Raw genomic sequence first — 24945 nt, forward strand, 5'->3', positions numbered from 1 at the left:
GATACTTTCAGATTTTGAAAGTTTCCAGCAAAAACTGTGCTTCGGATCCCGAAGACCGATTGCCGTGCGGATAGGCGGGCACTTACTTCAGCACAAGCGCCTCCGGGTCCGGCTCCCGCACCATCGACCAGTAATCCGCCAGCCGGAAGGGGCAGGAGACCCAGTTGCGGCCCTTGCTGTTGAGGTAATAGCTGCTGGCCTTCGGGTGCAGCCACACCATGTTCTGCATCTGGCTATCCACCCGTTCGTTCCACTCCCGGTAGGCGGCCTCCGTCGGCTCCAGTGCTTTTGCACCCCGCGCCACCAGCAGATCAAGGGCCTCGATGATGTAGTTGACCTGGGACTCGATCACCATATTGACCCCGGCGGCGTGGTTGGGCGCACTGTTGGGGCCCTGGGTCATGAAGAAGTTCGGGTAGCCGGGCACCATGATACCCAGGTAGGAGCGCGCCTCGTCCCGCCCCCACACCGCGCCGGCTTCCACCCCGCCGCGGCCAAAGACCTGCATGCTGCCCAGGGCCGGCGCCAGCTCGAAGCCCGTGGCCAGGGCAATCACATCCACTTCGATGAGCCGGCCATCCCGGGTCATGATGCCGTTTTCGACAATGCGCTCAATACCGGCCGTTTCCAGGCTGACATTGGGCTGCTTGAGGGTATCCAGCCAGCCACCGTCCGCATCCAGCACGATACGCTTGCCAAAGATCGGGTAGTCGGGCTGCATCTTTTCCAGCAGATCCGGACGATCGGCGAATTTCCGCTGCATGTAGGCCTGCGCGTACTGGCGGGCACCGTCATTCTGGGCGGAAATCGACAGGCTCTGGTCCTCCCACGTCGGGTCTCGCAGCACATTGCCGTACAAACCGTCGCCGGTAAACCAGTACACACGGAAGCGGAACCACTCCATGTAGTGAGGGATGTGGCGCAGTGCGAATTTCACACCCTCGGTCACCCCGAGGTGAATCTCCGGGTTGTTCATCACCCAGTGGCGGGAGCGCTGGAATACCGTCAGCTGAGAGGCCTCGGGCGCTATCGCCACCGCCAGCTGCGCGCCACTGGCACCGGTGCCGATAATGGCCACACGCTTGCCCTTGAGGTCCACTTCCGGGTCCCAGCCAGCCGTGTGCATGGCGACGCCCTGGAAATCCTTCAGCCCGGGGATATCCGGCATGCGCCAGCGGTTGAGAATGCCGTGACCGTTGATCACCGCCTGGAAACTTTCCTCGCTCACCTCGCCCTGGCTCTCCAGGCTGACGCGCCACAGGCTGGCGTGCTCGTCCCAGCGCAGCGCCGTCACCCGGGTATTGAATTGCACTCGCTCGCGCACGCCGTACTGGTCTGCCACGTTCAGCAGATAGCGCTCGATCTCGGGACCCTTGGGGTGATAGTGACTCCAGTCCGGGCTCTGTGCGAAGGAATAGGCATAGAAGTGGCTCGGGGTATCGAGGCCGACACCGGGGTAACGGTTCTCCCACCAGGTTCCGCCGAGCTCGCTGTTCTTTTCCGCGATCACATAATTGTAGCCAGCCTCACCCAGCTTCACCCCCGCAGCGATCCCGCTCATGCCACCGCCGATCACCAGCACCCGGAAGTCCGCCGGCGGCTGCGGGCGCCCGGGCTGCTCCTTGCGAGGCACCGGTCGCTCGAAGCCCATCTGGTCATAGAGCACGGGCACCAGCTCCGGGTCCACGGCCTCCCCCACACTGACACTCATCATGTGCCGCACAAAGTCGGTACTCAGGGGCGGCTCGTTGATCGGCTCCTCCGCCGTGAGCAGGGCGAACAGGCGCTGGCGCAGGTCCGTGGCCAGGTCCTCGGGCACTTCGCTCACCTCCGTGGTGTAGATGGACTGCAGATGGGACGCAAACGCATCCAGCATGGCCTCGTCACCGCTAAGCTGCACGTAGACCATCAGGAGCGAAGGCAGATTGGCCTCCTGCAGGGCCTGCTGAAGGCCCTGGTGGTCGGTAATTGGCAGGCCTTGCACCCGCCCGGGTTCCTGCATGCGCTGAGTCATCACGGCGCCTCTCACGAAGAATGAATTTGCATTTATATTAGTAATAAGCTAATACTGTGCCATTGATCTGGATCAACTCGATTCTATTTACTTAGCTATAATATAATTGCAGATCCACAGCCTACGGGCGCGCCGCGGAAACGCGACACGCCGGCGCCCGGGCACATACACATACAAGAGTCGCGCGAGAGGCTATTTGCCATGATGACGCAGGAACGTAAGGAAGCTCTGGCCCGGGTGTTGCGCCCGGCCTCCCCGCCGCGGGAAATCGACAACGTCTACAGTCAGGACCAGCTCGAGCGGCTGCTGGGGGTGGTGCGTGACCACGGCCCCTGGAAGCTGATTCTGGCACAGCACTTCGCCTCGCCCCAGGAGTTGCTGGCCACCATGTCCGGCGGCTCCCCGGAAGGCCAGGAGATCAGTCTGGACTGGTTCATGACCCCCACTTTCCGCGGCTTCTACGCCAACTATTCGGCGGCGCTCTACCCGGAGATCCACGACTGCTTCTACAACGAACGTTTCCTGGACATGGCCAAGGACTACTGGGGGGCAAAATACGCCAAGCCCCAGATGATGCTGTTCAATGTCAACGGTCCCTGCGGCAACACCGACCCCGGGCACCTGGACAGCCCCAGCTTCCGCGGGGTTCGCTACGAGAACTCCCCCACCTGGCTGTGCAGCGTGATGGGCAAGTCCGGACTGTTCAAGGACTACCTGATCAAGATGGCCCAGGTCATCACCTGGTTTTCCCACTGCCCGGACAGCGGCTTCACCTTCTGGCCCGAGGGCCCCATGCAGCCACCCCAGCGCCTGCAGCCGCCGATCTACAACCGTGGCGTGGTGGTGCAGAACGAAATGATGTTCCACCGCGGCGAAGCCAACGGCCCGCTGGCGCAGCAACGCCCCGACGGCCTGGCCTTTGACAGCGTGTTCTGCGGCGACCCCGCGGATCGCGACCACTGGCTGCTGAAGACCGGTGATCGCGTCATCGCCCGCCACCATACCCGCGAACTGCGCTTCCTGGTGCACTGGTCCGCGGAGGTGTTCGAGGACTTCGAGGAGCTGAAGAAGAACATGGACGGCAGCGACGACCTGACCCAGGAGCGCGCCATCGAAATGATGATCGACGATGTCCGCGCCCAGGGCATCGACATCAAGACGCCCTCGGACCCGCTACACGACGGCGAGTTCATCCAGGCGCTGAATGCCGCCTATGATACCGGTGGCCCGATGCAGTACCCGGAAGAGGCGCCGGTAACCCCGCTGTACATTGATGCCGCATGAGTCGCGGCCGGCCACCGACAGAACAACCGTGAAAGGTCTGGTAACCCATGCACGCTGATAATCTGCGCCAGCAGTCCCTGTACGACACCTTGCGCCGTACCGCGGCGCGACATCCCGACAAGCTGGCCATCCGGCAGCACGGTGAGAACTGGACCTACCGGGAGTTCAACGACCTCTGTCTGAACCTCGCCGGCGGGCTCGCCGCCCAGGGCGTCGAGCCCGGTGACAGGGTGGCCATTCTCTCGCGCAACTCAAATGCCTTCGCGGCCCTGCGCTACGCCATCGCTGCCCGCGGTGCGGTGCTGGTACCGGTGAATTTCATGCTCAATGCCGAAGAAGCCGCGTACATCATCAACCACAGCGGCGCAAAGCTGCTGTTCGTGGGTGACACCGAGGCGGACAAGGCGCTGGCCGCGGCGCGCGAGTGCCCGGCGGTGGAGAAGTGCTACAGTTTGGCCCTCGGCAGCGCCCCACCCGCCGGCTTCGAGGCGCTGGATGCCCTGGCCGCCGGGCCGGCCCTGACCCAGCGACCCAGTATCGACAACACTACCCCGGCGCAGATCATCTACACCAGCGGCACCGAGTCCGCGCCGAAGGGCGCTGTGCTCAGCCACGCCGCCGTGCTGTGGCAGTATGGCAGTATCCTGGCTGACGCCGAAGTGGCCGGCGACGATGTGCTGCTGCACGCCCTGCCCCTTTTCCACTGTGCCCAGCTGGACTGTTTCCTGGGTCCATCGATTCACGTCGGCGCCAGCAATATCATCACCGCCGACAATCACCCGGACAATCTGCTGAAGCTGCTGGAGGGCGAAGGGGTCACCTCCTTCTTTGCGCCCCCGACGGTGTGGATCTCGCTCTTGCGGCATCCGGGCTTCGACACTGCCGACCTGTCCGCCCTGCGCAAGGGTTATTACGGCGCTTCCATCATGCCGGTGGAGATCCTGCGGGAAATCCAGCGGCGCCTGCCTGAACTGCGCCTGTGGAACCTCTACGGTCAGACGGAGATCGCCCCCACGGCAACCATCCTGAAACCCGAGGACCAGTTGCGCAAGGCCGGCTCCGCGGGCAGGCCCGTGCTGCATGTGGAAACCCGTGTGGTCAATGACGCCGGCGAAGACGTGGCACCCGGCGAGATCGGTGAAGTGGTTCACCGCTCACCGCAGCTGCTGACCGAGTACTTCAGGAATCCGGAGAAAACGGCCGAGGCCTTTGCCGGCGGCTGGTTCCACAGTGGCGACCTGGCGACCCTCGACGAGGAGGGCTACCTGACCATCGTCGACCGCAAGAAAGACATCATCAAGACCGGCGGTGAGAATGTCTCCGGACGCGAAGTTGAGGAAGCCATTTACCAGCTGGACTGGGTGGCAGAGGTTGCGGTCATCGGTCTGCCCCACGAGCGCTGGGTGGAGGCGGTGACTGCCGTGGTGGTACCGAAACCCGACAGCAGCCCCGACGAGGCCGCGGTCATCGCCTTCTGTCACGAACGGCTGGCAGCCTTCAAAGTGCCGAAACGGGTCGTGTTTGCGAGCGATCTGCCGCGCAACCCTTCCGGCAAGATTCTGAAACGGGAGTTGCGCCTGGCACACAGCGCGCTTTACCAAAGCTAGCCCCCCACAAACCGCCAGCACGCGGCTTGTGGGGCCCCCTTATCCCCTCAGGCCACCCAGCCGAGCGCCCGGGTCAAATGCTCCCGGCATTCGGCGACCATTCTTTCAAGCAGCTCGTCACAGCTGGGGATATCCTGCATCAGGCCGATGCCCAGACCGGCCCAGACTACGCCGTCATCCACCGCACCGGACTCGAGTGCGGCCCGCCCGCGAGCGCCTGCTACCAGGTGCTGGATGTCCTTGAACTCGCAGCCACCCGGGCGCCGCTCGAGACTGACGACTTCCTCGGATATGGCGTTGCGGAACACGCGCCCGGTATTGCGCAGCGTGCGGAAGATCAGCAGCGTGTCCTTCTCCGTGCCCTGCACCACTGCCCGCTTGATGTTGTCGTGCACCGGCGCCTCCCGCGTCAGCATAAAACGGGTACCCATGTTGACACCCTGGGCGCCCAGGGATAGCGCCGCCGCCATGCCGCGACCGTCGGCGATACCACCGGAGGCGATCACGGGAATCTTCAACGCACTGACTGCGGCAGGAATCAGTACCAGGCTGGGGATATCATCCTCACCCGGGTGCCCCGCACACTCAAAGCCGTCGATACTCACCACATCCACGCCCTTCTTCTCGGCACTCAGGGCATGCCGCACCGCCGTGCACTTGTGCAGAATCCGCATATCCGCGCGCTTGAAGGTCTCGAAAAATTCCGCCGGCACATTCCCCGCGGTTTCAACCACCTTCAGGCCACTGCTCGCAATCACATCGACATAGTCCGCATAGGGCGGCGGGTTTGCGGTGGGCAGCACCGTCAGGTTGACCCCAAAAGGCTTGTCAGTCAGCGAACGGCAGCGGGCAATCTCCTCTGCCAGGGCCTCGGGGCTCGGTTGGGTGAGGGCCGTCAGAATACCCAGCCCCCCCGCGTTGGAAACCGCCGAGGCCAGCTCGGCACGCCCCACCCACATCATGCCGCCCTGGATAATGGGGTAGCGAATGCCAAGCAGCTCGGTGATTGCGGTTTTCATCAACGATCATCCCCTGCCGGGCTGTTGGGGCCCGGATACCAACTGGAAAATGTGAACATTATTTTATCTAGAAGTTAATAGCAAGCACCGCCGCTAACCGGCGGCGCCTCGCGACTTCGACAGCCCTTCAGTGCATACGCACCTCGGCAAGCCAGCGCTGGCGGTCGGCATCGGTCGCGGCGTTGCCGGTTTTGTAGAAATGCTTCATGCCCGCCGCGGTCAGGGCGACCGTCTCCGCCACCTTGTCGGCAATGAACCATTGGCCCAGTTTCTCGCCCGGCAGCCCCCAGCGCATGCGATAGACGAGGGTCAGGGTGAGCCGGGTACCCTCACCTTCCGGGGTCAGCTGGTAGCGGAACCGGGAAAGTGCGAAGGGCATCAGCGGCTCCTCGCCCTTGTGCAGGCGCATGAGAAAGCCCCGCGGCGGATCCCATTCGATGATGGTCTCATCCGTGTAGCCGCCACCCGCGGCATGCACGCGCCGGTGGGCGCCTACTCCGTTGGGCTGCACCGATACCAGTTCGGTGCGCACGATATCCGGCACATAGTGGTGGGCGAGGGAGAAGTCCTGCAGGAGCTGCCAGGCAGCGGCGCTGGCAATATCGGCATGCACACTTGCCGTCACCTCGTGCGCGGGCTGTTCCGCCCGACCCGGGCCGGACCATAGTGACGACAGCAGCAAGACGCTGACAGCCAACGCTCGGATCATTCCAGAAGCTCCTTCAATTCAGCGAGAGGGTGCGGCCTTGGGCGAGGCCGCAGGGCTGTAGTACTAGCACGCGGGCCACATATCCGCGTTATTGGATGAACTCCCGGAAGGCACTCCAGGGCACGTCCGAGTGGTACATCTCGGCATCATCCATGGAGTCCGCCGGCACGCGGAAGCGCTCGGTCTGCATGGCCTCATCAAAGTGCGCGGCAGCATCCTCGATACTCCAGTCCTTCTGTGTGCCGCGATACCCTTCGGAGACCGCGGCGAATACCCGCGCATAACCGCCGCCGCCCACACTGAACATCTCGCCGTTGCAGCGCACCGATGCGTGGGCCAGCATGGCCACCACCGGCGCCACCGCGGCAGGCGGGAAATCCCGCTGCATCAGGGCGTCGATGTGCTCGCCCATCAGGGCAGTCATGCGGCTGCCGGCGATCGGCATGATGGCGTTGACCGCGATGTTCTGGCCCTGGGCGCGCGTGGCGGACGCCAATGCCCGGGTCATCGCCCAGACCGCGCCCTTGGCCGCTGGATAGGGCACCCCACTGCCCATACCGAACCAGGAACCGGAGCATACGTTGACGATGCGACCATAGTCGCGCTGCTTCATGTGCGCCCAGACCTCGCGGCAAAGATAGAAGGTGCCACTGGCGGAAACCGCCATGTCTTTTGCCCACTGCTCGTCGGTGATGTCCTCGAGCAGCCCGGCGCCGCTGACAATGCCGGCGTTGTTGACCAGGATGTCCACCTGGCCCCAGCGCTCCATGGCATCGGCCACAATGGCGCGGGCGCCCACTGAGCTGGCCACACTGTCGGTGTTGGCCTCGGCCGTGCCGCCTGCGGCGCGGATCGCCTCCGCGGCTGCTTCGGCGTAACTGGCGTCGCCGCCACCACCCTGGAAGTCGCCACCCAGATCATTGACCAGTACCCGGGCCCCGCGCTCGGCCAGCAGCGACGCATAGGCCTTCCCCAGGCCGCCGCCGGCGCCGGTCACAATGGCGACCTGGCCGTCAAATCGCATCTCCTGCATATTGTCCTGTCCCCTGTTATGGTTGATTATCGGGCTGCGAGCATCGCCGGAGCGCTTTTTACCGACAGCGCTGCGCAGTAATTGCCAAACAGTATATAGTTTATAAACAAGATAACGATAGTCGCCGCCAGTCGCGCGACCCTGACAAGGATCATTCATGAAATCCGTCTGCCTGCTGTCGCGCAAGCCCGGTACGACCCGCGAAGCCTTCCGCGAGTACTACGAGAATCGCCACGCCCCCCTGGGCAGCCGCTACTTCCCCTTCGCCAAGTACGTGCGCAATCACCTGCTGGCCAGCGATGAACCGGTCGATTTCGACGTCATTACCGAGTTCTTCTTTGACGACAGCACCGACGTCGCCGGCGTTCACAGCGGGCGGGTGAGAGAGATTCTGGATGCCGACGAACGCGCCTTTATGAACCAGCGACTGATCCGCCCGGCGGCGGCGGAAGAACTGATACTGGTGGGTCCGGCGCGCGAGGTGACGCCGGCGGGCCGGCGGCGACAGATACTGCTGCTACAACGCCAGGGTGACGATACCGCCTTCCGCTCGGTCATCGCCGGCTGGGCCCAGGCGCTGGCGGAAAACCACGGGCTGAGCCGGATCAGTGTCGACTACACCACGCCGCACTACCCCGAGGGCGAGCAGCGCTTCCCCTGGGCGGCCATGCTCAGCCTGTGGCTGGACGATGCCTCAGAAGCGATCACCCGGCTGGAGCCACCCCCGGGTGTGGGCTTGTCCGCGGACCTGCTGGCCGAGGTCTGCGAGAGCTCTCCCGAGACCCTGGCCAGCCTGTATTCGCCGGATGCCGCGCTGCGCGATTAGTGCGCCAGCATCTGCACATTTTCGGTCAGGGCGCCCTCGGGGTCTTCGGCGAACAACACGCGCACACCGTGGTCGGTCTGTTCAAAAATATCCCCGAGCGGTTTGCCGCCGTTGGCGACAATGCGTGCCTTGAGGGCGTCCAGGTCGTCGGTCACGAAACCCAGGATGACCTGCTGGTCGCGGGGCTTGGGCCGATCCAGGAAGTTGAACATGACCAGGGTCTGGCCCCCATCCATCGCCTCGCCGGTACCCAGGATGACCTCGCGGAAGGGCTCGCCCATGCCACCGGCATCACCGCCCACGCGCGCGACCACGTTGAGGCCGTAGACGGCACAGTAGTAATCAGTCATTTTCTCTTCGTCATCGACGATGAGTTTGGTAAACAGGGACGCGAATGCGTTGTCAGCCATGGTGTCACTCCACACAGAAAAATATTATCGGAAACTGTCATCAACAGTTCGCGGCATTCAGGAAGGCTCGGTCCGCTGGACAACCCCATCACCGCAATGCACATTTAATGACAGATAAGTTATTATTGGAATATATTACCCATAAATTTACTGCATAAAAAACCGGTGACCCGCATGAACCCAGAGCAGCAGGCCATTGCCAGCCGTATCCGCCCCGTAGCCGAGCCCCGCATCCTCGATGGGGTCTACAGTGAAAACCAGTACCAGCGCATGCTGGGTGTGGTGCGCGACCGCGGCCCTTGGCAGCTGATCCTGGCCCAGCACTTCGCCTCGGCCCAGGAGGTGGTAGCCACCCTGTCCGGCGCCCTGCCGGAGGGTGTCGAACCCAGCTTTGATCATTTCCTGACCAGCAATTTCCGCGGCTACTTCGCCAAGCACGGCACCTGTCTCTACCCCGAGCTGGAGGACTGCTTCTTCAACAGCAAGTTCCTGGACCTGGTCAGGGACTACTGGAAGGCCGAGTACGCGCGCCCCGACAATATGCTGTTCAACATCAACGGCCCCTGTGACAGCCACGACCCGGCACACCTGGATGCCACCCAGTTCCGCGGCATCAACCAGAAGAACACCCCGATCTGGCTGATGAACACCATGACCAAGTCCGGGCTGTTTGACCACTGGCTGATGAAGCGCGCCCAGGTCATCACCTGGTTCTATCCGGGGCAAATCGGCGGCGGGTTCACCTACTGGCCACAGGGCCCCCTGGAGGCGCCCAAGCGGGTCTCGGCCCCCATGCGGAACCGCGGCGTGGTGGTGCAAAACGAAATGATGTACCACCGCGGTGAAGCCTGCGGGCCCCGGGCCGAGCGAAAGCCGGCCGGGCTGGCCTTTGAGTCCCTCCTCGGTGCGGACCCGCAGACCCCAGACGGCTGGCAAATCACCACGGGCGACCAGGTGGTACAGCGCATACCCGCCGAGGAATTCCGCTTCCTGATCCACTGGAGCGCCGAGATCTACCAGGACAAAGAGGAACTGGTGATGGTGATGGAGCAAACCGATGATCTCAGCCACGAGCAGGTCTTCGACATGCTGATCACCGACCTGCGCCGCCAGGGCCACCAGTTCGACCCGCCCAGCGACCCGTTGCGGGACACGGCTTTCATCGGCCTGCTAACCCGCGCATACGATGTCGGCGCGCCGCGCCAGTACCCGCCGGAAGCACCGGGGCCGGGCCAGGAGCTGGCCGCCTGACGCCGTGTGCACGACGAGCGCCAGGCGTGACACCCCATTGACCACAAGGAGAACGGCTTGAGCACGATACACATTCTGGACGAAATCGTCCTCGCACCCGATGCCATCGCGCAGGTGCTGCAGTTACTGGAGGAGCACTATCTCCCCGGTCTGCCCGCCCGTCAGACACTCAGTCTGCAGCAGCGCTGGGTATCACCACCGGTACAGCTGGAGAGTCAGAACAACACGCTCTGGCTGCTGTGGGAAGTCACCGACGCCTACGGTTACTACACGATGCGCGGCACCGCGGATGAGGGTGTGATGCGCTTCTGGGCGGAGGTCGATCAGCTCTGCCGGGAGCGCCGCCGCCACGTCATGGGTGATGCCACCCAGCCACTGCCACAGCCACTGGAGGACGCATGAGCATCTGCGAGACCCTACAGATTCACCTGAAGCCGGGCGCCGATACCGCCCAGGCTGACGCCGCCATCCGCAGCCAGCTCGCTGACACAACGGGCCTGCAATCCTGGCATGTGGGCCTCAACCTCGAGGGCTGCTGGGGTGCGGGGCAGCTGACCGTAGACCTGCTGCGCGAGGCCGACAGCGCCGATCGCCCCATCGACTTCAGCGGCGTCCCCGGCTTTGAACGCACCGACGGTGTGCAGTACCAGACCATTGAGCAGGGCCTGCGCGAGCCCGACATCCAAGGAGGCATCTGGCGCACACTGATGCTGCAAATCCGCGACGGTGCCGCGGCGGAAGAGGTCGCTAAATTCGAAAAGGAAACCCTCGGCATGCCGCGCTACATGCGCGGGATCCGCAATTGGCGCCTGGGCCGCGTGACCTCCCCGGGCACGCACTGGACCCATGTCTGGCAGCAGGAGTACACCACCATCAATGATCTGATGGGCGAATACCTGCTGCACCCCTACCACTGGGGCTGGGTGGACCGGCGCTTCGACCCGGAGTTTCCAGACGCCTGGGTGGTGGATACAGGACTGTGTCATGCCTTCTGCCCACTGGAATCGACGATCGTCGGCCGCGACTGATCTTTGCCACCGCCAACTCATCACATAGCGAGGAGTCTTTCATGTCTGCAGCCAACACCCTGCAGGGCCGGGTTGCCCTGATCACCGGCGCCAGCCGTGGCATCGGCCGGGCCATTGCCCAGCGACTGGCCAGCGCCGGCGCCACCGTTGTGGTTACCGCCCGCAGTGTCGACCAGTCGGCGGAATTTCCCGGCACGCTGGCGGAAACCGTCTCCCTGATCGAACAGAACGGTGGCAAGGCGATTGCCCTGCGCGCTGACATCGAATCGGTTGAGGATCTGGAAACCCTGGTGCCGCGCACGGTCGAGGCTGCCGGTCGCCTGGATATCCTGGTCAACAATGCCGGCATCGCCCATTACGCGCGGGTGGAGGACATGCCCCTGGAGACCTTCGATCTCACGGTGCAGCACTACCTACGGGCGCCCTTCATCCTCTGCCAGAAGGCCATCCCTGTCATGCGGGAGCAGGGCGCCGGCTGGATCGTCAACATCGGCTCAGTCACCGCCCAGCGACCGATTCAGCCCTGGGGCGACTGGGAGCGCCTGGGTGGTGCCACTATCTACGCGGCAATCAAACTGGCGCTCAACCGCTTCAGCCAGGGCCTGGCCGCCGAGCTGGAGCATGACAATATTGCCGTCAACGTTGTCGGGCCGAGCACCGCGATCAGTACCCCGGGAGCAGACCGCTTTACCCCAGAGGATTACCCCACTGAACCGGTGGAATACCTCACCGAGACCGTCCTCGCCATGAGTCACCTGCCGGCGGCAGAGCGCACCGGGCTTATCACCCATAGCCTGCATTTCCCCTATCGCGAGAAGCTCCCGGTCTACAGTCTCGACGGCAAGGAACAACTGCCACCCCCACAAATCCCGGAATACGCTCACCCGGATATCTGACAGCCATCAGGCAAGGAGAGTGTCATGCGCGCTGCGGTATTTCACAAGGCCGGCCAGCCCCTGTCGATAGAGACGGTTGCCGACCCCCGCCCGGCCGCGGGCGAGGTGGTGTTGCAGGTGGCCCGAGCGGGCATTTGCGGTTCCGATCTGCACATGACGGAATATCCGGATGTGATGCCGCCCGGGCTGATCATGGGGCACGAATTCGCCGGGACCATTGTCGCCCTCGGCGACGACGTGGGCGGCCCCTGGCGCTCTGGCCAGCGGGTGACGGCGCTGCCCCTGCACGTCTGCCACCACTGTGAAGCCTGCGCCGGTAGCCACCACGCCCTGTGCCCGTCGGTGGTCTTTGCCGGCACCTCCCTCGACCACCCGGGTGCCTACGCGGAGTATGTGCGGGTACCCGCCGACATGCTGCAGACACTGCCCGAGGGTGTCGGCTTTGAGGAGGGCGCCATGATCGAACCCCTTTCGGTGGGCTACCACGCGGTGCGCCTGGCGGAGTCGATCAAGGGCGCTTCAGTGCTGGTGCTCGGGGCCGGCCCCATCGGCGCCGCGGTGACCCTGTTCGCGCGCATGGCCGGGGCCCGGCAAGTGGTCGTCAGCGAGCGCTTCCCCACCCGGCGCGAACGCGCACGGGAGGTCGGTGCCACGGCAGTGATTGATCCGGCAGAGCAGGATCCGGCAGAGGCCTTCGCCCGGCTCACGGGCGGCAACCCGCAGGTCGTCTTTGAATGTGTGGGCGTGCCGGGGATGCTGCGGGAAGCCGTGCGTCTGGTGGGGATTCGCGGCCGCATCGTGGTGGCGGGCGTGGTGCTGCAGGACGACAGTTTCTCGCCCCTACCCGCACTGCTGAAGGAAGTCTCCATCCGCTACAGCCAGGCCTACGACGAGTCGGATTTCGAGGCGGTCATCCGCGCGATTGCCAGGGGTGAAGCCAGGCCACAGCCCTTGCATACCGCCACGGTCAGCCTGGATCAGCTACCGGAGACTTTCGAGTCGCTGCGCAGTGCATCACCTCACTGCAAGGTGCTGATAGACCCGGCGCTGGGCTGAACAGCGTCCTTTCTCGCTGCCCGCGCTGGGCCAGCGGGGCCTGTTTTACTGTTGAAAGCAGGCCCCGTGGCAAATTGATCTGACCCATCAGCCCACGCCAAGCCCCGCCAGCACCTCCGGCGGCAACATCGGATCCGCCTGGCTGGACAGGTGCTGCGCCCGGTTGGCGGCAAACTCCGCGGTGATTTCCGGGTGGGTGGAGACCCAGAACTTGCCGTCGGCCAGCTGCGGCAGGATGCGCTCGGCAGCCTCGTAACCGCTGATGCCATCGGCCTTCAGCATGTTGCGCATGATCTCCCGGTGGTGGGCATTGACCGGGTCCTCACCGGTCTTCGAATCCTCGAAGATCCGCGTGGCCACCGGCCCCGGTAGAATCGCCGAGACCTGGATCGGCGCCTTCTTCACCTGCATCTCCAGGTAGAGACACTCGCTGAAAGACAGTATGGCGTGCTTGCTCAGCACGTAGGAGGTCTGGATCGGCATCATGCCCAGGCCACCGATTGAGGCGGTATTGGCAATCCAGGCGCGCTTGCCCGCCTCGAGCATGCGCGGGGCGAAGGCGCGCACCCCGTGGATGGCACCGTGGATATTGATGTTGAGGGTCTTTTCCCAGACCGCCGCCGGCAGCTCCCAGCAAAAGCCCAGGGTCTCGATACCGGCGTTGTTCACCAGCAGGGTGACATCGCCGAATGTCTCATGGGTGACCGCGGCCAGACGGTCCAGGGCTTCGGGCTCGGACACGTCCGTGTGTACCACCAGGGCTTCGGCGCCAGCCGCGCGAATCTCCTCCGCAACGCTTTCCGCACGCTCCATCGCCACATCGGCCAGGACCACCCGCATCCCCTGCTTCGCCGCCAGCCGCGCCAGGCCTTCGCCAATGCCGGAGCCGGCGCCGGTGATGACGGCGACGCCGCCCTTGAATACATCCATGCCCTGGGTCATTCCGTTTTACTCCTGATTATCTAATAACAAATGGATTTAGCGAGCCGTTTATCTTACCACTAATCATATACCGCGACTGCCGCAGGCCGCTGTTCATGCCGCCTCGTCCGTCGCGTCAGCCGGAATGTTGGTAGGGCCACCAATGTCGTAGACCTGACTCAGCAGAGCAATGAACCTGCGGTCCTGCATCGGGTCGCTGGGTTCCTCGAACTGGATGCCCCGCTTGCGCATGTCGTCCATGAGCAGGTTCAGGGCCATCTCGGCGTTGATGTCGTCGGTGTGATCGTAGGCGACACGCACCTCGTCCATGTCCTTGAACAGACGTGCGCCCCAGTGCACCAGGAAACGCATTTCCTCCGCCGGCACCTTCTGGTTGACCTCGCCGAAGGTTTCGATCTGCCAGCCCGTGGGGTCAGCGGGATCGGCCCCGAAGGTGGAGCTGATATCCAGACCCCGGGTCTGGCGGCTGGCCACCGGCCCGCAGGCCTGACCGTGGTGGAACATCATCTCGTTTTCCACCACCACAGCCCGGCCCCACATCGGCGCATTGATCTGCATCGGCTCGCCACTGGGGCCATCGGGCCAGCAGTTGAAACCCCCTCCGATGTTGCCCTGGTAGTACCAGGCGATGACCTGGCCCTTCCGCGCCTGCCACTTGCGAAACAGGCAGGACTTGGCCATGGTCAACAGCAGCCAGAGCGGCGTGTTCTCCATAGTCATGCCGCGGAATACCGTGCCGTCCAGGTGCGGTGGCCCCCCGATGGGTGACGGCCCCTGGATATTGAACAGGTAGGTTTCCGGCTCGGCATACTGGCAATCTGCATACTCGCGCACCAGGTCCAGAAAGCGCGAGTTGTAGTAGCAGTCCTCGAGCTCGGGATAGAAGCACACGCCGCCGCGGGCCAGGTAGCCGCGAAAGACCGGGTTCAGCCCGATCATGTCCCAGGTCAGCTCTACGCCTTCCGGCACCTCGCCCGAAGTGGTGGCAATCACCTCCTCCGGGGAGCTGAAGTTTTCCGCCAGGATCAGTGGCCAGGGCCCGTTGTCGCGTACCACCTGCAGCAAGCGCCGGTGCTGTTCCTCGCTGTAGGCCTCTTCGATCAGGCGCGGCGGCGCCACGGGACGAAAGTTTTCCGCCAGTTCACGCAACATGGTGCTGTCCTCCTCGGCGCTACTGCGCCGTCATCTGCACGACTTCGTTTATGTGTCCCTCGGGGTCGAGCACAAAGGCCACCCGGATGCCGAATTCGGGAATGTCGCGGATCGGTTCGGGCACCGTGCCGCCGGCATCCCGGGCACGCTGGCACAGGGCTTCGAGATCCTCGGTGACAAAGCCCTGCACCGATTCCTGGGTGGCGGGCCCACGGGAGTCCAGATACTGGATCAGGGTCAGGGCCGGCCCGCCCGGGTAACTGCTCTGATAGGTGATTTCATCAATCTTGCGGCCCAGCATGGCATCCTGATGCCGGTTGTAGGGAATCAAGCCGAAAACCTTTTCGTAGAACGTGCCCATGGCCTCCAGGTCGTGGACGAAGGTCTTGGCGAATGAATAGAGGGTGCCAAAGTTGCTGCCGCTGGGTCTGGGATCCTGCATGTCTGTCTCCTGATGCGTCATTGTTAAACCTGTTAGTTTCAGGCTGGCTAGATGGTCAGCATGTTCATTTCCGGCTCACCGGCAGGGGCCAGGTCATCGCGCCGGGTCACGGTGAAATCGGCTTCCCGGGGCTTGCGCAGGTCGTGCCAGATACGGGAGTTGTGCCGCGGAATGGCGAGAATCACCTTACTGCCCTGATCGCGGTAATAACCGTGGGCGTCGCCGCACTGGACCCAGGCGGAGTTCTGCAGCTCGGTATCCACCTCCTCCACGAAGGCGCGGGTCGCCTCCTCGGTCACATCCACTGACGACAGGCCATCGTCCACCATCCACTGCAACAGCTCGACCGCATAGTGCATCTGCTGTTCGCTGACCACGGCGTGGTTGGCCACCAGGAAACTGTAGGGGCCGCCCCCCAGCACGAAATTCGGGAAGCCCGGCACCAGCATGCCTTCGTAGGAAAAGGGATACGGCTCGAAGGTCTCCCGGAGTGTCTTGCCGGCCTTGCCGACGATGTCGAACTGGCGCCCGAAGTGCAGCTTGTAGCCGGTACAGAGCACCACGGCGTCACATTCGATACGGGAGCCGTCCGCCAGGATGACCGCGTCTTCATCCGCGGCCTTGAGGGCACCGCGCAGAATGCTGACCTGGGGCTTTTTCAGGGTATCGTAAAAGCCGCAGTCCAGGATCGGTCGCTTGGCAAACACGGGGAAATCCGGGGTCAGCAGTTTCACCATCGCCGGGTCGTCCGGGAAGTGGCTCTTCAGGTAGCCCTCGCACAGCATCCGCATGCCGTCATTGATCGGCCCGAAGCCGCCGGTCTCGGCCGCGTAGTCCTCGTCTTTCATCACCATACCGTGCATGTCGACCATCTGGCTGGCCAGGCTCTGCAGGCGCTTCCACTGGGCCACGAAGGGGATTGCCTCCATGGCACGTATCTCTTCCCGCTCCACCGGTGCGTGGGCCGCGGGATTGGGCAGGATATGCTCGGGCTGGCGCTGTACGATCACCAGCTCGCCCACCTTGTCGGCTATCGCCGTCGCCACCTGCACGCCGGAGCAACCGGTGCCCACAAGGACGACCTTCTTGCCGGAGAGGTCAACCGAATGGTCCCATTGCGCGGAGTGGATTACCGGCCCTTTGAAAGTGTCGAGCCCCTCGACCCGGGGATAATTGGGCTCGTTGTTGGGGCCCACGGCCATGATCAAGGCATTGGCCTCGTAGGTCACCGGCTGGCCATCGCGGACACTCTTCACCACCCATAACTTGCGCGCGTCATCCCAGGTGGCGCCCTCGACGCGGGTACCGAAATCAATCCGCTCCCGCAGGCTGTACTTGTCCATCACGCGCTCGAGGTAGGACAGAAACTCGGGGCCATTGGGGTAGTACTTGCTCCAGGAGGCATTGGGCTCGAAGGAAAAGGAATACACCCGGCTGGGGGTGTCCACCGCCGCCCCCGGATAGGTGTTCTCCAGCCAGTTGCCCCCCACGGCGTCCAGCTTTTCAAGAATGGTGAACTCGAAGCCCGCCTGCTGCAGCTTGACCGCGGCGTTGATACCCATCATGCCGGCACCGACCACCAGTACCTTGAAATCCGCGGGCGGCAGGCGCCGGGGCTCGCGCACCCGGGTATCAGTCGTGAAGCCCGCATGCTGGTAAGCCGGATCCAGCGACATGGCCGGAATCTCCACCCCCGTCACCAGGTTGGCAAGGGCATGGAACAGCTGCCGATCCAGGTGCGGCATGATCGGTGGGCGCCCGGCCTTGACCGCCTGGCGCAGGCGGTCGCGTACTTCCGCCGCTGCGCGCTCGGCCTCCGGCGAGGGGGCGCGTTCGTCCTCGCCAAAATCGACAAAGGCTTCCTTGACCACGTGCTGGCTGCCCTCCAGCGCGGGCCCATAGCGGTGCAGGAGGGAACGGTCCCCGGTGATCTGGATCAGCGCCGCCAGGCAGACCACCGGGTCCAGGGCTTCGGTAATGGACTCAAGCTCCTGCGACGTCATCGTGTTTTCCGTGACTTGCGTTGTGGCGGATTGCATCTTAGTTTCCCTCACCCTGTATGCGGCAGTTGCCGTGTTATGTTGTGGAAGCGCTTTTTTACAACATATGATGTAATTAGATCAACCAGACAGGAACAACTATTCATGCCAGGGAAAGCAGGCGGCGCCGGCCGCCCCAGTGCCGCACAGGCGGCCCTGAAGCGTCAGGCGATTCTGGAGGCGGCCCAGGAGGAGTTCGTGCAGTCTGGATTTCGCGGGGCATCCATGCGGCGGATTGCGCAGCGGGCGCAGGTATCCACCCGCACCCTGTACAATCACTACGCCGACAAGCTGGCGCTGTTCGGGGCCTGCCTCGAGTCGGGCTCGGAGGCGATCGAACTGGATTTGAGAGAGACAGCCGGCACCCTGCGCGAGCGACTGCTCGCCCACGCCACCAGCCTGCAGCTGGCGATGGGAAGTGATTCGGCGATCAAGGTGGCCAGGCTGCTATACCGCGAGGGGCTGGAATTTCAAGAGCTGCGCGACATGGCCAGGCACCAGTTTATCGCCCATCAGGTACAACCGGTGGCACGGATTCTGGGCCACTACATGGAAGTCCCTGGGGACGCCGAAGAGCTGGCGTCGCATTTCGTGGCCCTGGCGCTGGCCAAATGGCAGCGCACGGTGATCTTCAACGACCCGCTACCGGGAGAAGAGGCGGTCAATCGACATGCACGGGCGGTGACAGACTTGTTCCTGTCCGGTGCCGGCCATCAGCTCAGGCGCTAGCTGCCATCGTCGCCAGCTCGCGCTCCACATTGGCGATGATGCCCTGGAACCCCAGCTCCAGAACCTCCTCACTGGCGATATCGGAGTGATAGCGACGCAGCATGATCAGGAAATCCTGCTCGTCCGGCTCCAGTTCGTCGATATCCGAGAGGGAAATGGGCGAGCGGAAAATACTCCCCTCCCGCTCGTTGAACACCAGCGCGATGGCATTGCTGCAGAACATCCAGGAGTGCACCGCGAGCTTGTGCTCGCGGAAACCGATCTCGTAGAGCGTACGCGACACCGTCAGGGTGACCCGCAACCAGCCCGGCGAACTCTTGCCATCCACCCCCATCACCTTGAGCACGAAGGGGTACTCGTCGGAAAGCTTCTTGAAGGTCCACAACCACTGCCAGAGGGTGTCCTGCCAACTCTGGTTGCGCTTGCGCGGGGGCATCTTGAAGCGCAGGCAGATGTGGTCGGCCACCGCCGCCAGCAGGGCTTTGCGGCTGGGGAAGTAGTTGTAGAGCGCCATGGACACGGTGTCCAGGGAGGCCGCCACGCGGGCCATGGTGAAATCCTCCACGGGCCCTTCTTCGAGCAGCTGCATGGCCTTTTCCAGCACCATCTTGCGCGAGAGCCGCGGCGGCCGACCCGCGGCCGAGCGCGCGCGGCCATTCGCTGGCGCAACCTTGCTCCGTGCGGCGGCAGGCTTTTTCCGGGCGGCAGCTTTTTTCCCGGCTGCGGCCTTTTTAACGGGCGCTTTCTTCGCCTTGGCCGCCTTGCTGGTGGCCGTTTTGCCCGTGGACGAAGCCTTTCCCGTTGCTTTCGTCCCGGCCGTGACTTCGGCCTTTCGCTTGACCGTGCGCGGGGCGCGACCGGTGTCTTCCCGGGTAGCGCTGCCGTCGACTTCAGTAGACCTGGATGCCATGGTTTCCCCAATTGGAATTCGCTGCCGGGCGCAATGTTGGCACCCGTTACCTATAGGATTTCAATATAGCGTTGGCTGCTAGTTTACAGCAAGCGAACGTGGCCCCAAACTTGCAAACGAACTCACACAGAAGCTTGCACACGCCCCACGAAAGACGGTACTTTGCATTTTTTTATGTATAAGCAATTGCGCTGCAGGAAAGCGCCTGGCAACCGGTCCAGCGAACGCCTGCAATGCACCAACGAGGAAGCCATCATGAAAGCCGTCCGCTGCCACGACCACGAAATCCATGTCCACGACGTCCCCCCACCCAGCGGTGAGGGTATCCGCGTGCGGGTTGCCTCCGCCGGCATCTGTGGCAGCGATCTGCACTTCTGGCAACAGGGCTTTCCCATTCCCTTCACCCTGGGCCACGAAATCGCCGGCATCGCCGCCGACGGCACCCCTGTTGCCATCGAGCCAACCGTCTACTGTGGCCACTGTGAGCGCTGCGTGCGCGGCGACTACAACATGTGCGTGCGCGGCAGCGAGGCCGTGATGGGCGTGGGCCGCGATGGCGGCATGACCGAAGAACTGATCGTTCCGGAAAAATGCCTGGTGCCGCTGCCCGGGGGTATCCGCGCCGAGGACGCCTGCCTGGTCGAGCCCCTCTCGGTGGCCGTGCGCGGGATTGCCCTGGCGGGCATCAGCGACAAGCACAAGGTGGCCGTGATCGGCGGCGGCACCATCGGCCAGTGCGCGGTGGCCATCGCCCGCCAGGCAACCAGCAAGGTGCATCTCTTCGCTCGCCACGAGGCCCAGCTGCGGGCCGGCGAGATCCTCGGGGCAACCCTCGGCGGCGAAACCGAAGGCTACGACCTGGTGATTGACTGCGCCGGGACCGACAGTGCCATGGAACAGGCGGCCAATCTCTGCCGACCCGGCGCCACCATCCTGATGCTGGCCTCCTACTGGGGCGGCCTGACCATGCCCGCCATGCAAATGATGATGAAGGAACTGCGCACCGTCACTTCCATGGCCCAGGCCCGGCAGGGACTGGTGCGCGACGTGGAGATCGCGGCCGCCACCCTGGCCCGCAATCCCAAGATCGCCCCGACCCTGATCACGCACCGCCTGCCCCTGGAGGCGGCCTCGGAGGCCTTCGCGATTGCCGCGGACCGCAAGCAGGGTGCGATCAAAGTCGCCTTCAATCCCTGAATTTGCGTTACCCTGTGCGCCCCGTCGGTCCGGGCGAGCGCCCTGGCGTGCGTCCGGCCCCGGGGTAGTCAATAAAACCACAGCACAGGAACAGAACGATGGGTAGATTACAGGGCAAGACCGCCATTATCACCGGTGGTGCGCGCGGCATGGGTGCCGCCACCTCGCGCTTGTTTGTCGCCGAAGGGGCCAACGTGGTGATTGCCGACATCCTCGACGAGGAAGGCCAGGCCCTCGCCAGCGAACTGGGCGAGGCCGCCCTCTTCCAGCACCACGATGTCAGCAGCGAAGAGAGCTGGCAGGCAGTACTGGAAGCCACCGTGGCCCGCTTTGGTGGCGTCCAGGTGCTGGTCAACAATGCCGGCGTGCTGATGTTCAAGTCCATCCTGGACACCAGCAAGGCAGACTACGAGCGTGTACTCGGCATCAACCTGGTGGGCACGTTCCTGGGAGTGAAAACCATCGCCCGGCACATGGTGGAGACGGGCGTCGCCGGTTCCATCGTCAACATTTCCTCGGTGGACGGCATGAAGGGCTGCAACGCGCTGTCCGCCTACGCGTCCAGCAAATGGGGCGTGCGCGGCCTGACCCAGGTGGCGGCCATGGAGTTTGGCCATCGCGGCATTCGGGTCAACAGCGTACATCCCGGCGGCGTCAACACCGTGATGTCCAACCCCTTCGAGCAACCCAAGGACCAGATCGACAAGGCCTACCGGGACATTCCCCTGCAGCGCATCAGCGAGCCGGAGGAAGTGGCCCGTGTGTCACTGTTCCTGGCCAGCGATGATGCTTCCTACGTCACCGGCGAAGAGGTCAAGGTGGATGGCGGACTACTGATCGGCCGCTATTACGACACCCTGCCCGGGGCGCCGGACAAGGGCTGAAGACCGGACAAGCCCTTGCGAGCCGCGACACCTACGCGGCCCGCAACGGCCCTCTCCCCAAAAAGACGGTCAGTGCGCTCAGCGCAGGCCGTCGTCGCCCTGCACATTCTCCTTAAGCAAGCCACCCAGGCGCGAGTGCACCCGCCCGCCACTGCCCATCACCAGGGCAAAGAGGATCTCATTGGGTCGCGGCGCATCCTGCAGGCCGACGTCCATCGAATTGAAATGGCTGCGTACATAGGCGGCGTGAATGTAATGCACCGGTACCATCATGCGGTAGCCGGCGCAGGCCACCGCCTTGTTCGCGGGCACCATGGCCTTGGGCTGCCCCAGCACCTCCCGCATGGCCCAGCCACCGGCCTCGTGCCACACCGCACCGTGCTCCATTTCGCCGTTGATACCGACGATGGCGGCCTTGCTGTAGACCTCGACCTGCTCCCGACCGCCGAAGACCTCCACCAGCTCCTCGGCCAGTTCGCGTCCCAGGCTGCGCAGCGCCGCCATGAAGGGCATCAGGTCTTCTTCATAGCAACCGGCATAGGGGTTGCGCACCACGGCCATGGCCGCGGCCATTTTCAGCGGCACCTCGGCCACGGGGCCACCCTCGTGGTAGACGGTTTCGATACTCAGGGCACGCTTGCGAATTTCAATCAATGGATTCACACAGACTCCGAACTGGTTTGTAGAGCTTCCAGATAACGGTAAATGGCAGTGTTGTCAGCCTCCGCCGGCAGCACAGCCACCGCGTCGGACCAGAGAGACGCGACCCGCGAGAGCTGAGGCATATCCAGTCCGGCGTCGTCGCCCAGGCGTTTTGCGGTGGCCAGGTCCTTGGCCTGCAAGGGCAGGGAAAAGCCCCCGGAAAAACTGTCGGACAGAATGAACTGACGCAGCTTGGTTTCCGTCGCGACATTGCGGCCACTGGAGGCATTGAGGATGTCGACAAAAGTCTCCGCGTCCAGACCCATCGCCCGCACCGCGAGCAGGGCTTCGCAACTGGCCAGCAGCCCCGCCGCGTAGACATAATTGTTCAATGCCTTCATGGCATGGGCCGAACCCACTCGGCCGGTGGGCAGGATGACGCTACCCATCACCTCGAGCAGTGGCCGCGCCCGCTCAAGCAGATCGCTATCGCCGCCAACCATGATCGAGAGCTGCCCGCTCTCTGCCTTTGCCACCGAGCCGGACACCGGTGCATCCAGCAGTCGCAGCCCCGCGGCCTCAAACAGCGCAGCCAGGCGCGTGGTTTCCACCGGATCCGAAGACCCCATATCGATCACCAGCGCATCGGGGTGCAGAACATGAATCAGCGCGTCTTCCCCGTCGGCCAGCACCTGATTGGTGACGCGGCTGTTCGGCAGCATGGTAATCACCGTGTCGCAGTCCGCCAGCTCCGCGAGGGACGCGGCGGCACGCAAGTTTTGCGGCCACTCTGACGCCAGGGACGCCAGCCGCTCGCGATCGCTGTCGAAGGCGGTGACCGACAGACCTCGAGCCAACAGATGGCGCAGCATCGGCGCCCCCATCTTGCCCAGGCCGACAAAGCCGACCGGGCCAAGGTCTATTCCCGGCATGCCTCAGGCGACCGCACGGGCCGGTGCGATCAAGCGATAATCCTCCGGCGCTGGCCGGCGAGTCATGTGCCAGTAATCCACCAGGCGGTAGGGGCTGGACAGGAACACCCGCCCCTTGCTGTTCTTGTAGTAGCTTTTCGCCTTGGGGTGGGACCAGATCAGGCCCTTGATGGTCTCGTCCACGCGCGCGTTGAATGCTTCCTGCGCCTCTTCCGTGGGCTCCAGAGCCGCCATGCCCTCCTGATTGATCCACTCCAGGCATTCCAGGATGTAATGGATCTGCGTCTCGGACGTGATGTTCTGGCCACCGGCATGGTTGGGCGCGCTGTTGGGCCCCACCGTCAGGAAGAAGTTCGGATAGCCGGCCACGGTGACACCCAGGTAGGCCCGCGGATCCTCCTCGCCCCACTCCTCCTTGAGGTTGCGGCCACCCCGGCCGATGATCTTCAGGCCGCCGGTCATGTCGGAGATACTGAAGCCGGTGGCGCAGAGGATCACGTCCACTTCCACCTTGCTGCCGTCCTTGAGCACGATGCCGTCCTCGACAATGTGGTCCAGGGTATTGTCCTCCAGCGTGACATTGTCCCGGCACAGCGTATCCAGCCAGTTGATGTCCATGCAGATGCGCTTGCCGAAGATCGGATAGTCGGGGACCAGTTTCTCCAGTAGATCCGGACGGTCCTTGAGCTTCTCCCGGTAGTTTTGCAGGGCAAACTGGCGCACACCCTCGTTGTAGGCAGAGACAGACATGCCGTCCTCGCTCTGCCAGTCCGGATCCAGCTTGATGTTCTCGTACAGGCCATCGGCGGCGAACCAGTAGGCGCGGAAGCGGAACCACTCGGCGTAATGCGGAATGTTGGCCTGGGCCCAGCGCACCGCCGGAGGCACTTCCACGAAGTGGTTGGGCATCACCCAGTGCCGGGAGCGCTGGAACACCGTCAGGTGCGCCACGTCCGGGGCGATGGCCGCGCCCAGCTGCACGGCACTGGCGGCGGTACCGATCATCGCCACGCGCTTGCCTTTCAGCTCCACCGAGCTGTCCCAGCCCGCCGTGTGCATGACCGGGCCCTTGAAATCACCGAGGCCTGGGATATCCGGCAGTTTCCAGCGATTCACCGGGCCGTGGGCATTGATCACCGCATTGGCGCGCACCTTTCGCTTGCCCTTCGCGTCCTGCAGCTCTACCTCCCACTCCCGGGCGGTGTCGTCCCAGACCATGCCCAGCACCTTGGTCTCGAAGGTCACGTACTGGCGCAGCTGGTACTTGTCCGCGACGCGCAGCAGGTAGCGCTGGAACTCCGGCCCGGTAGGCGTGTAGTGGGACCAGTCAGGGTTCAGCTCAAAGGAATAGGAGTAAAAGTGGCTGGGCGTATCGACCGCCACGCCGGGGTAGGTATTTTCCCACCAGGTGCCACCCACTTCGGGATTCTTCTCGATCACCTCGAAGTTGTAGCCGGCTTCGCTGAGCTTGATCGCAGCCAGCAGGCCGGTGAGGCCGGCGCCGATCACCAGCACCTTGAAATCCGGGTCCGGTGCATGGCGCCCGGGGCGCTGACTGCGCCGCTCGGGTGCCTCGAAGCCCATCTGCTCCTTGAGCATGGGAATGAACTCGTCTTCCACCGGCTCACCGACATCGGTGCTCAGCATTTTGCGCCACAGGGACTCGTCCGGCGACGCGTCGGCGGGCGGCGGGTCCTGGGTCAGCACCTGGAACAGTCGCTCCCGCAGTTCTGCCAGGAGTTCCTCGGGGATGGCCGCCTGTTCCTCGAAGATCGAGCCAATATAGGGGCGGAAACGCTCCATGAAAGCCACGTCGCCCTGGAAGTGGGTCAGCACCATCAGCAGGGTGGGAACATCCCCTTGCTCAAGCGCCTCGCGCAGGGCGTCGTGATCACGAATGGGCAGTGTCGGGGTATGGTCGAGAATCTGTGCGTTCATGGCTG

24 protein-coding genes are annotated in these 24945 nt (G+C 63.8%); 11 read left to right on the plus strand and 13 right to left on the minus strand.

The features are described 5' to 3' along the window. Positions 1–82 precede the first annotated feature (82 nt). Positions 83–2014: a flavin-containing monooxygenase gene (locus ACYVGS_RS16835; RefSeq protein WP_460589853.1), complete on the minus strand. Its 1932-nt coding sequence runs from the start codon at positions 2012–2014 to the stop codon at positions 83–85. A gap of 201 nt (positions 2015–2215) precedes the next feature. Here ACYVGS_RS16835 and ACYVGS_RS16840 point away from each other — a divergent pair, with 201 nt between their 5' ends. Both ACYVGS_RS16840 and ACYVGS_RS16845 read left to right on the plus strand, forming a co-directional pair. After that, complete coding sequence (locus ACYVGS_RS16840; protein WP_460589854.1) at positions 2216–3298, plus strand: hypothetical protein; 1083 nt, start codon at positions 2216–2218, stop codon at positions 3296–3298. A gap of 47 nt (positions 3299–3345) precedes the next feature. After that, positions 3346–4905, plus strand: coding sequence for a fatty acyl-CoA synthetase (locus tag ACYVGS_RS16845; protein WP_460589855.1), 1560 nt, complete (start codon positions 3346–3348; stop codon positions 4903–4905). Positions 4906–4952: 47 nt separating this feature from the next. On the opposite strand, the gene ACYVGS_RS16850 is transcribed toward ACYVGS_RS16845, so the two are convergent. The 3 genes from ACYVGS_RS16850 to ACYVGS_RS16860 all read right to left on the minus strand — a co-directional run bounded on the left by ACYVGS_RS16850 (position 4953) and on the right by ACYVGS_RS16860 (position 7666). After that, positions 4953–5924, minus strand: coding sequence for an NAD(P)H-dependent flavin oxidoreductase (locus ACYVGS_RS16850; protein ID WP_460589856.1), 972 nt, complete (start codon positions 5922–5924; stop codon positions 4953–4955). Positions 5925–6051: 127 nt separating this feature from the next. After that, positions 6052–6633: an SRPBCC family protein gene (locus ACYVGS_RS16855; protein WP_460589857.1), complete on the minus strand. Its 582-nt coding sequence runs from the start codon at positions 6631–6633 to the stop codon at positions 6052–6054. 88 nt (positions 6634–6721) lie between these two features. After that, positions 6722–7666 (minus strand): Rossmann-fold NAD(P)-binding domain-containing protein, encoded by a 945-nt coding sequence (locus tag ACYVGS_RS16860; RefSeq protein WP_460589858.1) that lies wholly within the window; start codon positions 7664–7666, stop codon positions 6722–6724. A gap of 157 nt (positions 7667–7823) precedes the next feature. Here ACYVGS_RS16860 and ACYVGS_RS16865 point away from each other — a divergent pair, with 157 nt between their 5' ends. Further along, entirely contained in the window at positions 7824–8492 is a 669-nt protein-coding gene (locus tag ACYVGS_RS16865; RefSeq protein WP_460589859.1) for an EthD domain-containing protein, read from the plus strand. Here ACYVGS_RS16865 and ACYVGS_RS16870 read toward each other — a convergent pair. Beyond that, a complete protein-coding gene (locus ACYVGS_RS16870; RefSeq protein WP_460589860.1) occupies positions 8489–8902 on the minus strand; it encodes a VOC family protein in 414 nt (137 codons plus the stop codon). The genes ACYVGS_RS16865 and ACYVGS_RS16870 overlap by 4 nt on opposite strands. 174 nt (positions 8903–9076) lie before the next feature. On the opposite strand from ACYVGS_RS16870, the gene ACYVGS_RS16875 reads away from it, so the two are divergent. The 5 genes from ACYVGS_RS16875 to ACYVGS_RS16895 are packed head-to-tail and all read left to right on the plus strand — an operon-like array spanning position 9077 to position 13133. Next, complete coding sequence (locus ACYVGS_RS16875) at positions 9077–10153, plus strand: hypothetical protein (protein WP_460589861.1); 1077 nt, start codon at positions 9077–9079, stop codon at positions 10151–10153. A 57-nt stretch (positions 10154–10210) separates the two neighbouring features. After that, positions 10211–10555 carry a hypothetical protein gene (locus ACYVGS_RS16880; RefSeq protein ID WP_460589862.1) on the plus strand — a complete coding sequence of 115 codons (345 nt, stop codon included), beginning with the start codon at positions 10211–10213 and terminating at the stop codon, positions 10553–10555. Next, positions 10552–11181, plus strand: coding sequence for a Dabb family protein (locus ACYVGS_RS16885; protein WP_460589863.1), 630 nt, complete (start codon positions 10552–10554; stop codon positions 11179–11181). Before ACYVGS_RS16880 ends, ACYVGS_RS16885 begins: the two co-directional genes overlap by 4 nt. Positions 11182–11222: 41 nt before the next feature. Beyond that, positions 11223–12077: a Rossmann-fold NAD(P)-binding domain-containing protein gene (locus tag ACYVGS_RS16890; RefSeq protein ID WP_460589864.1), complete on the plus strand. Its 855-nt coding sequence runs from the start codon at positions 11223–11225 to the stop codon at positions 12075–12077. 24 nt (positions 12078–12101) lie between these two features. Further along, positions 12102–13133 carry a zinc-dependent alcohol dehydrogenase gene (locus ACYVGS_RS16895; protein WP_460589865.1) on the plus strand — a complete coding sequence of 344 codons (1032 nt, stop codon included), beginning with the start codon at positions 12102–12104 and terminating at the stop codon, positions 13131–13133. 87 nt (positions 13134–13220) lie between these two features. Here the strand turns inward: ACYVGS_RS16895 and ACYVGS_RS16900 are convergent, their stop codons facing one another. From ACYVGS_RS16900 to ACYVGS_RS16915, 4 genes are all read right to left on the minus strand, one after another. Then, positions 13221–14075, minus strand: coding sequence for an SDR family oxidoreductase (locus ACYVGS_RS16900; protein ID WP_460589866.1), 855 nt, complete (start codon positions 14073–14075; stop codon positions 13221–13223). A gap of 93 nt (positions 14076–14168) precedes the next feature. Continuing rightward, a complete protein-coding gene (locus tag ACYVGS_RS16905; protein ID WP_460589867.1) occupies positions 14169–15227 on the minus strand; it encodes a hypothetical protein in 1059 nt (352 codons plus the stop codon). 19 nt (positions 15228–15246) lie between these two features. Then, a complete protein-coding gene (locus ACYVGS_RS16910; protein ID WP_460589868.1) occupies positions 15247–15669 on the minus strand; it encodes a VOC family protein in 423 nt (140 codons plus the stop codon). Between the two features lie 47 nt (positions 15670–15716). Then, entirely contained in the window at positions 15717–17672 is a 1956-nt protein-coding gene (locus tag ACYVGS_RS16915; RefSeq protein ID WP_460589869.1) for a flavin-containing monooxygenase, read from the minus strand. A gap of 141 nt (positions 17673–17813) precedes the next feature. Between ACYVGS_RS16915 and ACYVGS_RS16920 the strand changes: the two genes are divergently transcribed. Continuing rightward, positions 17814–18437 (plus strand): TetR/AcrR family transcriptional regulator, encoded by a 624-nt coding sequence (locus ACYVGS_RS16920; protein WP_460589870.1) that lies wholly within the window; start codon positions 17814–17816, stop codon positions 18435–18437. Here ACYVGS_RS16920 and ACYVGS_RS16925 read toward each other — a convergent pair. After that, positions 18427–19347, minus strand: a complete 921-nt coding sequence (locus ACYVGS_RS16925) for a TetR/AcrR family transcriptional regulator (protein ID WP_460589871.1) — start codon at positions 19345–19347, stop codon at positions 18427–18429. The two genes, ACYVGS_RS16920 and ACYVGS_RS16925, sit on opposite strands and share 11 nt — an antisense overlap. Before the next feature lie 255 nt (positions 19348–19602). Between ACYVGS_RS16925 and ACYVGS_RS16930 the strand changes: the two genes are divergently transcribed. Together ACYVGS_RS16930 and ACYVGS_RS16935 are read left to right on the plus strand one after the other, a co-directional pair. Further along, entirely contained in the window at positions 19603–20544 is a 942-nt protein-coding gene (locus ACYVGS_RS16930; RefSeq protein WP_460589872.1) for a zinc-dependent alcohol dehydrogenase, read from the plus strand. Positions 20545–20642: 98 nt separating this feature from the next. After that, positions 20643–21428, plus strand: coding sequence for an SDR family NAD(P)-dependent oxidoreductase (locus ACYVGS_RS16935; protein ID WP_460589873.1), 786 nt, complete (start codon positions 20643–20645; stop codon positions 21426–21428). A 78-nt stretch (positions 21429–21506) separates the two neighbouring features. Here ACYVGS_RS16935 and ACYVGS_RS16940 read toward each other — a convergent pair whose 3' ends face one another. Genes ACYVGS_RS16940 through ACYVGS_RS16950 form a run of 3 tightly spaced genes read right to left on the minus strand, consistent with a single transcriptional unit; the run spans position 21507 to position 24940 of the window. Then, positions 21507–22091: an amino acid synthesis family protein gene (locus ACYVGS_RS16940; protein ID WP_460589874.1), complete on the minus strand. Its 585-nt coding sequence runs from the start codon at positions 22089–22091 to the stop codon at positions 21507–21509. Further along, entirely contained in the window at positions 22088–23002 is a 915-nt protein-coding gene (locus ACYVGS_RS16945; RefSeq protein ID WP_460589875.1) for an NAD(P)-dependent oxidoreductase, read from the minus strand. Before ACYVGS_RS16945 ends, ACYVGS_RS16940 begins: the two co-directional genes overlap by 4 nt. A 3-nt stretch (positions 23003–23005) precedes the next feature. Next, positions 23006–24940, minus strand: coding sequence for a flavin-containing monooxygenase (locus ACYVGS_RS16950; protein ID WP_460589876.1), 1935 nt, complete (start codon positions 24938–24940; stop codon positions 23006–23008). Positions 24941–24945: the final 5 nt, after the last annotated feature.

Source organism: Haliea atlantica, from assembly GCF_054779855.1.